This window comes from Enhygromyxa salina (assembly GCF_002994635.1).
Lineage (GTDB): Bacteria > Myxococcota_A > Polyangia > Nannocystales > Nannocystaceae > Plesiocystis > Plesiocystis salina_B.
The window spans coordinates 59,645-71,695 of record NZ_PVNL01000019.1 but is presented as its reverse complement, the minus strand read 5'-3'; the positions used below and the strand labels follow the sequence as shown (position 1 = coordinate 71,695).

At 68.1% G+C, this 12,051-nt stretch carries 10 protein-coding genes; 5 read left to right on the top strand and 5 right to left on the bottom strand.

Annotated elements, in window-relative coordinates:
- Nucleotides 1-283 precede the first annotated feature (283 nt).
- A complete protein-coding gene (locus tag ENSA7_RS03985; RefSeq protein WP_181233097.1) occupies nucleotides 284-1,336 on the bottom strand; it encodes an NAD(P)H-dependent flavin oxidoreductase in 1,053 nt (350 codons plus the stop codon).
- A 172-nt stretch (nucleotides 1,337-1,508) separates the two neighbouring features.
- Between ENSA7_RS03985 and ENSA7_RS03980 the strand changes: the two genes are divergently transcribed.
- Nucleotides 1,509-2,984, top strand: coding sequence for a multiheme c-type cytochrome (locus ENSA7_RS03980; protein ID WP_181233096.1), 1,476 nt, complete (start codon nucleotides 1,509-1,511; stop codon nucleotides 2,982-2,984).
- A 28-nt stretch (nucleotides 2,985-3,012) separates the two neighbouring features.
- Here ENSA7_RS03980 and ENSA7_RS03975 read toward each other — a convergent pair whose 3' ends face one another.
- Both ENSA7_RS03975 and ENSA7_RS03970 read right to left on the bottom strand, forming a co-directional pair.
- Nucleotides 3,013-3,933: a Yae1 family protein gene (locus ENSA7_RS03975; protein WP_244923707.1), complete on the bottom strand. Its 921-nt coding sequence runs from the start codon at nucleotides 3,931-3,933 to the stop codon at nucleotides 3,013-3,015.
- A gap of 160 nt (nucleotides 3,934-4,093) precedes the next feature.
- Complete coding sequence (locus tag ENSA7_RS03970) at nucleotides 4,094-6,214, bottom strand: hypothetical protein (RefSeq protein ID WP_146157299.1); 2,121 nt, start codon at nucleotides 6,212-6,214, stop codon at nucleotides 4,094-4,096.
- A 141-nt stretch (nucleotides 6,215-6,355) separates the two neighbouring features.
- Between ENSA7_RS03970 and ENSA7_RS03965 the strand changes: the two genes are divergently transcribed.
- From ENSA7_RS03965 to ENSA7_RS03950, 4 genes are all read left to right on the top strand, one after another.
- Nucleotides 6,356-7,429 (top strand): C45 family autoproteolytic acyltransferase/hydrolase, encoded by a 1,074-nt coding sequence (locus ENSA7_RS03965; protein WP_106087852.1) that lies wholly within the window; start codon nucleotides 6,356-6,358, stop codon nucleotides 7,427-7,429.
- A 36-nt stretch (nucleotides 7,430-7,465) separates the two neighbouring features.
- Nucleotides 7,466-8,914, top strand: a complete 1,449-nt coding sequence (locus ENSA7_RS03960; RefSeq protein ID WP_106087851.1) for a hypothetical protein — start codon at nucleotides 7,466-7,468, stop codon at nucleotides 8,912-8,914.
- Between the two features lie 304 nt (nucleotides 8,915-9,218).
- Nucleotides 9,219-9,479, top strand: coding sequence for a hypothetical protein (locus tag ENSA7_RS03955; RefSeq protein ID WP_146157298.1), 261 nt, complete (start codon nucleotides 9,219-9,221; stop codon nucleotides 9,477-9,479).
- Between the two features lie 251 nt (nucleotides 9,480-9,730).
- Nucleotides 9,731-10,696 (top strand): hypothetical protein, encoded by a 966-nt coding sequence (locus ENSA7_RS03950; protein WP_106087849.1) that lies wholly within the window; start codon nucleotides 9,731-9,733, stop codon nucleotides 10,694-10,696.
- A gap of 112 nt (nucleotides 10,697-10,808) precedes the next feature.
- Here ENSA7_RS03950 and ENSA7_RS03945 read toward each other — a convergent pair whose 3' ends face one another.
- On the bottom strand, nucleotides 10,809-11,102 hold the full coding sequence (locus tag ENSA7_RS03945; protein WP_219907903.1) for an SRPBCC domain-containing protein: 294 nt from the start codon (nucleotides 11,100-11,102) through the stop codon (nucleotides 10,809-10,811).
- Between the two features lie 300 nt (nucleotides 11,103-11,402).
- Nucleotides 11,403-11,918, bottom strand: a complete 516-nt coding sequence (locus ENSA7_RS03940) for a hypothetical protein (RefSeq protein ID WP_106087848.1) — start codon at nucleotides 11,916-11,918, stop codon at nucleotides 11,403-11,405.
- Nucleotides 11,919-12,051: the final 133 nt, after the last annotated feature.

Sequence of the window (12,051 nt, the reverse complement as noted above, 5' to 3'; positions counted from 1 at the left end):
CTCGCCCGCTTGCAGGCGCCATTCGTAGACTGGTTCACCGTGGGCAGCGGGCTGTTTTCAGCTCGGGCGAGGCTCCTCGCCCGCTTGCAGGCGCCATTCGTAGACTGGTTCACCGTGGGCAGCGGGCTGTCTTCAGCTCGGGCGAGGCTCCTCGCCCGCTTGCAGGCGCCATTCGTAGACTGGTTCACCGTGGGCAGCGGGCTGTTTTCAGCTCGGGCGAGGCTCCTCGCCCGCTTGCAGGCGCCATTCGTAGACTGGTTCACCGTGGGCAGCGGGCTGATTGTCACGCCTCGGTGTTGGTGTCGGTCTCGAGCTCGGCCTCGAGGATCGCGCGAGCGCGCTCCATCATGCTGACGACGACCTCGGCGGCTGGCTCGACGGTATCGACCCGCTTCGCGCTCATCCCCCCGGCGGGCATGTTCATCTGTTCGAAGTCGCCGATCGTATCGGGGATGGGTACGAGCGCGCTGAACTTGGGCATGGCTACAGCCAGGTCGCCGACGCCGGGGAACAACACGGTCCGGCCGATCGCCGCTGGCGATCCTGAGTCGGGGATCGTGGCTTCTCGGCCGGCAAATTGCCTGACGACATCGTTGCACAGCACCCGTTGCCGCCCGCCCGGATACTCGGGACCAAACATGGTCGTGAAGGTCGTCTCGCTCGAGCTCGTGACATCCAGGATCCTGGCCTTGTAGGTCGAGTGGGCGTAGGCCTCGTGGGTCGCGACCATCCTGGTGCCGACCCACACGCCGTCGGCTCCCGCCTGCAGTGCAGCCGCCGCCGTCGGACCATCGGCGATCCCGCCGGCCCACAGGACCAGGACGTTGGTCGGGGCGACCGCACGGATCGCTCGGAACGCGTCCTCGGACCGCACCACGCTGTTGTTGTGACCACCCGCTTCCTCACCCTGGGCGACGATCCCCGTCACGCCCAGCGCAATTGCTTGGGCTGCCTGGCTCGCGTCCCCGGTCTGAAACCAGACCTCGATGCCGGCGTCGCTCAGGTCGATCACGAACTGGATGTCCGGGAGGTTGAGGTGAAACACCACCAAGGGGACCCGCTCGGCTGCGCAGACGCCGATATGAGCCGCGGTGACAAATGGACCCATCGCCCCGACATCATGGACAAAGTCGACGCCAAACGGCTTGGGCGTGAGCGCGCGGATCTGGTGAATGCGGGCTCGCAGCGCGCAGGCGGGCTCGGGTGTCGCGCCCAGCACTCCGAGCCCGCCGACGTTGGAGACCGCCGACACCAGCTCGGGCAACGCCACAAACGCCATGCCGGCTGACACGAACGGGTAGTGCAGCCCGAACCGCTTGGTCAGCGGCGTCTCCAAGACGTCACCCGGCGAGCGGGCTCTACCTCTATTGGCTGGCTTGCCGGATTCCATGAACCTTTTGTTCATAGTCGTACCAGCGTGGTCGAGCAACCTGGTGCTCGTCACCGGCGCGCACGGCGGGTGGACACGGTGGCCGACCCCCAGCCGCGCTGTGTAGTATCGGCCCGTGGTGCTCGAACGCCGACTGTCCACGCTCCCGAGTCTGCTCGGCCTGCTCGGCCTGCTCGGCCTCGCTGCTGCGGCCGGCTGCACGCGCGAGCCCGAGCCGGCCACCTACGATCTCGAGGCGCTGCGCGACCCCGAGACCTGTGCCGAGTGCCACCCCGTCCACCACCGCGAGTGGCTGGGCAGCATGCACGCGTACGCGGCCGAAGATCCGGTGTTCCGGGCCATGAACGCCAAGGCCCAGCGCGAGACCGACGGCGAGATCGGGGATTTTTGCGTGCGCTGTCACGCTCCAGTCGCGGTCGAGCTGGGGCTCACGCAGGACGGGCTCAACCTCGACACGCTCCCGCGCGAGGTCCAGGGGGTGACCTGCTGGTTTTGCCATCAGGTCGAGGCGGTCGAGGGGACCCACAACAACCCGCTGCGCCTGGCGATGGACGCGGTCATGCGCGGCGACGTGCTCGACCCGCTGGGGCCCGACGTTCACGACGTCGGCCAGTCCGAGCTGTTCGATCGCAACCGCATGGCCTCGTCGGCGATGTGCGGGTCATGCCACGACATCGTCACGCCCGACGGCGCTCACATCGAGCGGACCTTCGCGGAGTGGCAGGCAACCTTCTACGGCGATCCTGATCCCGATGACCTCGAGCGGCCTGCCGTGTATGGCTTGACCTGCAACGACTGCCACATGAACACGAGCACGGGGGCGATCGCGGACTACCCGGGCGTGCGCGGGGATCGGTCCCGCCACTCGCACATGTTCGCGGGCGTCGACGTGGCGGTCTCGGAGTTTCCAGACGCCGAGCTGGGGCCGGTCCTGCGCGAGGAGCAGCTCGCGGAGATCGCCGAGCAGCGCAAGACCTCGCTGTGCGCGAGCCTGTGCGTGCGTGAAGAAGGAGCCGGCGCCGAGCTCACGGTCTGGCTGCACAACGAAGGCGCCGGGCATTCGTGGCCGAGCGGCGCCGGGGCGGATCGCCGGGCCTGGGTCGAGCTGGTCGCTCGCGACGGAGCCGAGGCTGTCGTCTACTCGTCGGGCGTCGTGACCGAGGATCAGCCGATCGCCGAGCTCGACGATGCTGATCTGTGGCTGCTGCGCGACCGGGTGTTCGACACGTCCGGCGCCGAGACCCACGACTTTTGGAAGGCTGCCAGCGTCGAGTCGAATTTGCTGCCGGCCCCCGAGGGGTTCGGATCGAGCAGTGACGCCGAAACCTGGAAGTTGCGCAGCTATGCGCTCGACTCGGCGCCGACGCGGGTGAACATGCGGGTGCGGCTGCGACCGATCGGGCTCGAGGTGCTCGCGGAGCTGGTCGCGAGCGGCGACCTCGATCCGGCGGTGGTCGAGCGCGCGAGCACCTTCGACGTCGCGCCAACCGTGCTCGAGTGGACGGCCGAGACCGCGGTCGCCTCCAGCGGCGAGGTCGACTACGGCTCGTGCGTGAGCTCCTCGCCCGGCTGCGGAGCGCCAGCGCTGAAGTAGCTGGTCTTTGGTCTCGGCTGGCGAGAGCTCAATCAAAGATGCTCGCGGTCTCGCGTGCCTGCTTGGCGCGTGCGGCCCAACGCTGCAGCAGGTCGGGGTCGCTGCACGCCTGGATCTTGGCCCGGGATGCCGCGTCCACCGGAAGCTCACGAAGCTCGAGGATTGTGAACACGAGCTCGGCGAGGACCTCGCGCTTGCCTTCCAGCATGCCTTCCAACTTGCCTTCCAGCTTGCCCTCCCGCTTACCGTCGTCTCGCCCGTCGTGATAGGCGATGCTGTTGAGTTCGAGTTCCGTGAGTTCGTGGCGTTCTTCCATCGTCAGGTCTCCGATCATGCGGTCACGTTCGTGCTGCGGTACGGCGCTGAGGATGATCGCAGCGTAGCGCCATCGACGTTCGTCCGCGAGCTCCCGAGCCACATCCCAGGCAATTTGCGCGATCTCGTAGTCACCGTTGATCGCGTGGAGCACCGCCGAGAGCACGACCAACGCGGGGCGCAGCCGGGCCAGCTCGAGATCGGTGATACGCGGCATGTTTTCGTGGTCGAGAACCAGCAAACCTTCACGCATTGGGATCTCCAAACGCCCGAGCCCTCGCGACCAGCGCGCCACGGACTTGGATAGCGGGACCACGAGAACCGCCGTATTTCGCTTCAGTTGCTCGGCGAGCAGCGCCCAGTACACCCACAGGCGCCAGCGCTTGGTCGAGTTGATGCGCTTTTGGACCTCGACGATCACCGCGATCCCAGCACGGCGACGTTCCGGTTGCTCGAGCTCGGCCGAGAGCGCGAGGTCCATCCGAAGCTCCCCGGTATCACCGATCAGCGGCAGATGACGATCGAGCTCCCCCTTGCGATCCATGTATTGCGTCAGTGGAGGCAGCTCGATGCCAAACACTGACCGCAGCAGGTCGAACGCGAGCCTCGGGTCATCGCGGAACAGCGAGACCACCCCTTGGTGCAGTGTGCTTGGCATCGTGACGCATCACCAAGGCAAGCGACGTGCCACGGCGATTCGCCAATGATGTTGGGCGAGGCGTGAATTTCAGGTGGCCCGCCAGCGGGCCAGTGGCCCGCCGGCGGGCCGCCCGTGTGTCCCGAAGCTTGGCCGGCTACAGCACGACGCCCCACTTGATCGACATCGAATCGCCGCTGAAGGTGGGGAACCGCGCGCGGCGGATCACCTTCGACATGCAGCCATCCACGCCGCGCGTGATGCTGGGGCTGACCGCGACCTTGCTGACCCGGCCGTTCTTGCGAATCTCGACGGCGAAGCTCAGCTCGTCGAGGTTATAGAGGTCGATATCCGCTTGCTCGGCGCACTGGCGTAGGTCGCCCACGGTCGCGTCGAGCACCTCGAGGATCTCGTCGTCCGCCAGCTGGTCGGGCAACCCGTCGGCCGCGCTGCCAAACTCTGGGCTCTCGCCGGACTCGATCGCGGCCTCGATCGCGCTGTCGCTCAAACGCCGAGCGAGCGGGACATCGCGGACCGGCCCCGGGTGGGGACCGCCGTCCGCGTCGACCGAGATCACGACCTGCGTCGGCGGAACCAGCCACCGATCCATGACCATGATCATGGGATCGACGTCGGTCAGCGTGGCCACGAACGCGCCGTCGGACACGTCGTCGTCCTCGTCCTGGGCGAACACGGGATGACCGTCCACGACGCTGCAGCTGCTGTACCCGGCCGTCCCGCCGCCGTAGATGCGCCGCGCTGGCTCGCCGCAATCAATGAACCAGCGACAGTTGAGCCCACCGTCATTCGGCTCGACCCAGACCTCACAGCGATCGCCGAGCGCGAACCCTGCGAGCTGCTCGGGGCCCGTGATCGTGCCAGTGTAGTAGTGCAACCCGCTGAGCGATGCCGCCTCGTACACCTGCGCGGGAGCGGGCTCGTCGTAGCTGGGCTCGTAGGGATCGTAGGCGGGCTCGTATGACTGCGGCACCGCGACTGGCTCCCTGGGCACCTCGACGGACTTGAAGTCGTCGTCACCATCCCCGACCGCAGCGACGCACATCCCGAACACCACGAGCGCGGCGACAAACAGTCCGACGACCTTGGTAGGGTTTTGCTGGGGCGCCTGCTGGGCCGCGATCTGAGCGAGCAGCTCGCGCTTGCGGGCGGCCTCGGCGAAGGCTGCGGCGCGGGCTGTCTGGGCGTGATGAGCTTGCGGGGGCGGTGACGACGTCGGCCGACTCGGCGCTGGCGCGAACACCTGCTCGTGGTGTTGATCGTCGTCGTCGTCGTAGACCTCTTCGAGAGCATCCTCGAAGTCGAGGGGGGCCACCGCCTGCGGCGGGCGCTCGACCTTGTCCTGGACCCACGCGGCCCCGGCCAGATCTCCGCTGCGATTCTGAACGTGCTCGACCGTTGGCCGCCAGCCGCTGCGGCCGCGCATCAACCCGTCGAAGTCCGTGACCGCGTCGACGGCCGACGTGTAGCCATCTGCGCCGGCGCCGAGCATTCGGTCGATCGCCTTGCCGATCGCGCCGGTCAGTCGCTCACGCACCCGCATGCGCTGTTGAGCGATGCCCCGATCGGCGATCCACTCGCCCGTCGCTGCGTAGTAGAGCGTGCGACCGAGCTGGTGCAGATCAGTGTCGCGGTGCGGGCCGTCGTCGGGCGTGTCCTCGGTTTCGAAGCCATCGGCGAGCTTGCGGGGGCCATCGGTCACCTGCTGGGCCCACTCGAAGCCAAACAAGACGACTTGGTCCCGGGTCAAAAATCCGATCTTGCCGGGGTGCACGTGGCCGTGCACGAGCGCGGGCATGGAGCGGTGCGCCTTGCTCAAGCCCGTGAGCAGATCCCGGCCCACCTCGAACATCAGCGCCTCGTCGAGCGGACCCCGGCTTCCGACCACGGCCTCGAGGGTGCCCTGCGCGATCCAGTCCATGACCACGTAGGGCCGGCGATCACTGCGGGAGCCGACCGCACGCAGCTTGACCAGGCCGCGGCCGCCGAGCTCGGCGAACAAGCGGTTGCCCTCGACGAAGCGATCGACCGAGCTGCTGTCCTCGGGATCCTCCACGAACACCACGGCGACCTTCTCTCCGAAGCCGTCGTCGACCGCCTCGTACAGCACGCCGCCCGAGATCGCGCCGCGAAGCGCGACCAGGCGATAGCGATACGCGATCAGGAGGTGGCCGCCGCAGCTCGAGCACAGATCGCGCGGACCTCCCTCGGCCTCGGCGTCCACCTCTCGAGCACAGTATGGACACGGGAAAGCCGCCATGGCGGGCACCATACCAGGCTGGTGCCGCTGGTGGCGCAATCCCGCAACCGGGCGGATTCGCTGGCCGCAGGGTCGGTTCTCGCTGCCGCTGGCGAGCCGGGCTGCGCTTGCCGTGCCGGTCGCTCGCAGTACCATGCCCACGTGCGCATCCTGAGCTTCAGCGGTTCCCCAGGCGAGATCGGCGAGGCCTTTGGCCAGCGGTGCCGGGCCGAGATCCCGCTGCTCTACGCCGCTCGGCTGCGCAACGCGGTCGCCCAGGCAAAGCTCCACGGGGGCCGCGACGTGGGCGAGGACGCGGTGCTGAAGATCGCGCGCGCGTGCATGGAGCCGACTCGGGCCTACGATCCAGACGGGTTCGCGGAGCTCGAGGGGATCGCCCGCGGGGCTGACCTGTCGCTCGACAAGGTGCTTGCGATGAACGGTCTGACCGACCTCCGCGACATCTTGGCGTGGGGCGGCGACCTCGAGTCGCTCGGGGGGTGCTCGTCGTTCATGCTCGCGGGCGACGTCACGCGCAGCCACAAGTCGCTGTGCGGTCAGACCTGGGACCTTGCGACCGACAACATGCCGCACGTGATCGCCGTGCATCGCCGGCCCGCCCACGGCCCGCAGACGTGGACCCTGACGACCGACGGGTGTCTGTCGCTGATCGGTCTCAACGAGGCCGGGATCGCGGTCGGAACGACCAACATTCGAACCACCGACGCGCGCCCGGGGGTCACCTATCTGAGCATGATCCACAGGGCGCTCGCGGCCGCGACCCTCGAGGACGCCGCGCTCGCCATCAGCTCCGCGCCGCGAGCTGGCGCGCACTTTTACTTCGTCGCCGACGCCGCTGGCCGCGGGCTCGCGCTCGAGTGCACACCCACCCACGTCGACGCCACGCCGGTCACGAGCGGCGCCTACGTGCACACCAATCATTGTCTGGTCCCGGCCCACCAGGCGATCGAGAGCGACACCCCGTCGACCTCCTCGCACGCGCGCCAGCGCCGGCTCGAGGCGTTGATCCAGGCTGACCGCGGCCGCGCCGATCTCGACAGCGCCAAGCGCTGGCTGGCCGATCGCGAGAGCGAACAACTCGGCATCTCGCGCGGCGGCTTCGACGGGATCAGCAGCAACGGCGCCGTGGTCATGGAGCCGCAGTCGGGCACGATCCACGTCTGCCACGGCCCCCCCAACGAGGCCGCCTGGATCGATCTACGCGCCGCTGTCTGAGGTCAGCTTCTCAGGGGGTTTGTGATATGCAGCGGCATGCTTGGCGCGCAGACGGATCCGAAGGACGTCACGCTGCCCCCGCCCGGGGAGCGGGAGTGGTTGATCGGCCAGACCGCCAAGCTGCTCGCGCACCCTCGCCACGTCAGCGCCTACCTGCGCGCGCCCTTGCTAGAAGCGACGCCCGCGTACTTCCCCGACCGCTGGGCGGGCGGCGAGGCCAGCGTGCGCCGGCTGCTGCTGCGCTTGCTTCGCTACGCGGGCCATCCGCAGCACGACGTCGTCGTCGTGATCCACGAGGAAGACCCCGCGCGCCGGGGCGAGGTCATCGCCAAGCCAGCGCCGATGCGGGGCAAGGATCCGGTCGCGTGGTTCGTGCGCCGCGACGCCGAGGTCCTGCACTTCGCCTGTGAGCTCAGCGCGCTGCGCGAGCCCGAGAACCTGGTCCCCGCGCTGGCCCGCGCCGTCGCCCATGCCCACCGGGTGATCGCTGGCGTCGAGTCCCCGGACAACCAGCGGCTGATCGACGTGACCGGCGTGGTGCTGGGGTTTGGCCTGCTGACCACCGACGCGTGCCAGCGCTTCTACGCCAGGAACGACGGGGGCTTCCGCACGACCCGGGCCGAATCTCGGCTCGGGGCCCTGTCGGTCCAGGACATGAGCTTCTTGCTGGCCATGCAGCTCGAGGCCCGCGGCATCGACCGCCGCACGCGTCGTCGACTGCTCGCCAAACAACAGCCCAATCAAGCGGGGTTCGTGCGCGAGGCCCAGGCCTGGCTGACGCAGCAGCAACCGACCGTGCGCGCGCGCCTGGGCCTGCCGCAGCCCGCTCAGTGGCCGGCGCCGCACGACCTCGAGGCGCTGACCGGGCCGCTCGAGGATCCCCGCCGCAGCGCCAGTCCCGAGCAGCTGACCTCGGGGTCGGGGGTGTTCGACAGCGAAGATCTCGACGAGCGAGACGACGACGAAGTCAGCGAACACGACCACGCTGACGACGAGCCGCGCCGCGACATCGATCTTGGGATCCGCGGGGCGAACCGCGGCAAGCCGGTGTTTCGGATCGAGCGCAGCGGGGCGCTGCGCATGGCCAAGCTGCTCGGGTTCCCGGTGCTCATGATCGGCGGTCTGCTCAGCCGGGGGAATTTCGGCGTCGATGTGCCCATGCAGATCGTCGCGCCTGTCGCGATCGGGCTGGCGGTGCTCGGGCTGGCGGTCGGGAGTCTGTTCACGGATCGGCGCTGCTCGGAGCCGAAGTGCGGCAGCGCGCTCCGTGAGGCCGATCGGGTCTGTCCGCTGTGCGGAGGCGTGGTGATGGACGTGATTCACCACCCCAGGGAGCGGCTCGGCGCCGACGAGGAGCTCGTGCGCAAGGGCAAGGTCACCGCCGAGGGCTTGGTGGTAGGCTGGGATGAGGACGCGAACGAGGATGGGGACGACGACGACGACGACGACGACGACGACGTCGAGCCTCCTCGAGCCCGAGTCTAGCTAGTAAATGACCCCCACATGGACCTTAGACTTCGCCGACTGCAGCCGCTGGCGCGTCTGGTCGCTTCGCTCCTCGGGGCTGTTTGTTCGCAGGCGCATGTGTGGCCCCCTGGGAGGGGGCTCTGAACACATTTCCTGTGTCCATGGGTCGCACGACGTGCGGAAAAATCTAGCTAGACTCGGGCGACGACATGGCATTGAGCCTCCGTCCCGTGCACCGCGGGCGACCCGCGCTCAGGGAACCGCAGGTGCCGGTGGTTCGGGAGATAGCAGTGTACGAGCCCGCCCGGGTATCGTTCGGCCGATGCTCGCGAAACGAACGATACGAAACGCCTCCATGATGGCGGGCTGTGCGGCCGCGACGCTCGGCGCGTGCCGTCCCGAGTCGTCCGCCCCTGTCGCGGACCCGACGACGGCCGCCGTCGCGGTCTCCCGCGCCGAGATCCACCGCATTGAGGCGGGCCTCGAAATCCGCTACGTCCTGGCCGTCCCGTGCACATCGACACCCCCGCTCCCGGGCGTCCTGCGCCTGACCAAGGCGCCCGACCTCGCGCTCACCCCCTGATCGAGGGACCACCTCGCCCCTACATGGGCGTGACGGAGACTCGCGCGTCGGTCGAGCGAGCGCGACTTCGTCCACTCGATGGATCTCGATCGAGATTCACCGCTTCACAAAAGCTCGACTGCTCACGCACCAACACCGCTCAACCCGTCGAGCGGCACCTTGGCGACAACAGGCGCAACGGGTCGCAAGCCCGCCGGATTGAGGGAAACCCCTCATTTACTGGCGGCGAGAAGCGAGTCTAACGTTCCCGCATGAGCGCACGAATCGCTATACTCTCCGCCCTCGTCCTCAATCTGTCGCTGGTCTGTGACACGCCTGACGAAGAAGACACCACGACCTCCGGCGACGCAGACGAGGAGTCGTGCTCGAACGACGGCTCTAGCGGGGATGGCGACGGGGATGGCGATGGCGATGGCGATGGCGATGGCGATGGCGATGGCGATGGCGATGGCGATGGCGATGGCGATGGCGATTCGCCCGACCCCCTGTGCATCGAGGACGACTGCACCGATGGCATTCAGGACGCTCGAGTCACCATCGACGATCCCGCAGCTGGCGCCGACGTCGGCCTCGCTCCCGGTGACCACGTGCGCATCTTCGGCCGCGACTTCGCCTGCGAAGATTCGCCGTGCTCGACCAGCTGGGGCGTCATGCGCGACATGGCCACGGGCGAGCTCGTCGCTGCGACCTTCGGAGACCCGGTCCCCGAAGGTCACCTCGGTGTGTACGGCGAGACCCCCAACACCTGGCTCGCGCCGCTAACCTTCGAGTGGCATGAGTACGATCTGTGCGATCCCGTCGACGCTGGCTGCGAAAATGATACGGTCTTGCAGCGCGCTGCGGTTCAGTTCGAACACGGCAACGACTTCGGCCGCGTGCTCGACCGTCGCACTGGCTGGGCACCGCTCGGCTATCACGTGGGTGTGCGGCGCTGGCAGTCCGGCGACGCCGACTGTCAGTACGAGCTGTGGGCCTACGCGGACGTGTACCTACACCGCACCAACTGCGATGGCGACTGCCCAGCACCGACGATCGCGCAAGAGTGCGAGGCGCAGATACCTTACAACGACGTTGGCTTCGTCTACTTCGCGTTCCAGAACCCGCCCGGCGACGGTGAGATAAACTTCGATTTCGATCTCGAGTGCCTGGTGCTCGGCGTCGAGGTCGAGAGCGCCAGGCGAGAGACCGTGAAACTCGACTGCGTCCCACCGTTCTGAGTGTGCCGTCGACTGTGGTTCCGTCCGACTTCACATCGTGGGTGAAGTCGGACGAGTGCACCGACCGACTCGAATGAGCAGATTCGCAAGTATATGGACGAGCCGACCGAATTCAGCCCCCGCGCGAGAGCGTCTGCTCGAGGCGCACGTAGGAAGCCTCCATCCCGTGCTCCATCCCGCTCTCGAGCATCGCCGCGCGGGTGGCCTGGTCCGGCAGGTTCATCCGCATGACCATCAACGTCCCGCCCTCGTCCGCGTGAAAGGTCGTCTCGACGCGGTTGTCCGGCGTCGGATCAGGCATGTGCATGCGCTCGACATGCACGATTCGCCGCGGCGGGTCGAGCTCGATGAACTCGCCAGTCAGACAAAAACCACCGCCCTCACCATCACTCCATTCGTAGCGGATCTTGCCGCCCGGACGGGCCTCGTTCTTCGGGCGGGGCGGCGAAGCGTCGCTTCACGATCACCACGCGGTCGCCTTCGGTTTTGAGAGATAGCTGGCTCATGGGTCGTCCTTCGTCCTGTTCCTGGGTTTGCGGGGTTGCGAGCGCGCCAGCAGTTGATCGAGACGGGTGTAGTTGGTCTCCAGGGCGCGTCGGGCTACCGCTGGACCGCTCGAGCATGCCGACTCCCTGGCCCGATTCGCTGTTCGCCGCTCCGATCCGCGATCCTCCGCGGGCTCGATGCCGCGGGGCGAGCGGCGGGACTAATCCAGCACAAACCGAGCGAGCTCCGCCACGAACGCCTCGACCGTCGGCTCCGGCCCGCCCCCCATGTTCATGTGGCTCCCCTGCGCCGTCCATTCGCCCAGCACCGTGTGCGGCGAAGGCCGGTGGCTCGAGTACTCGAGCGTGAAGTACCGCCGCCCCGGCTGATCGTCATCGGCGTCCCCCGTGTCAGGCCGCACCTCACCCTCGGGCCGTCCAAGGATCGCCAGCATGTATGCCTCGGTCGTCGCAATCGGCGGCGGCATCTCGATGATCACGCACGGGTAGCCGCCAAGCCGGAGCTTGTGCAGGCTGAGGTGCGCCGCCCGGATCTCGCCGCCCTCGCCCCGGCCCCGGCACGCGCGCACCACCTGCAGCGCGATGTCGTCGAGCAGCGGCCCGGGATCATCGAGCTCCCACAGCGCAGTCGCGAGCCGCGGCTCCTGGAACACGAGGGTCCGCAGCGCGACGTGGACGAACTGGTAGTGCACGCAGCGGGGCTCCGGCTCGGACATGCGCGGGAGTGTTACACGGCAAGCAGGACCCCGCGCCCACGTGGGTCACTTTTCCCCGGCCTCGACGCCGCACGAATCCTCACCCCGGGGCCGCGGGCGCAGCAACTTCGGCGCTAGATCCCGCCCGCCGGTC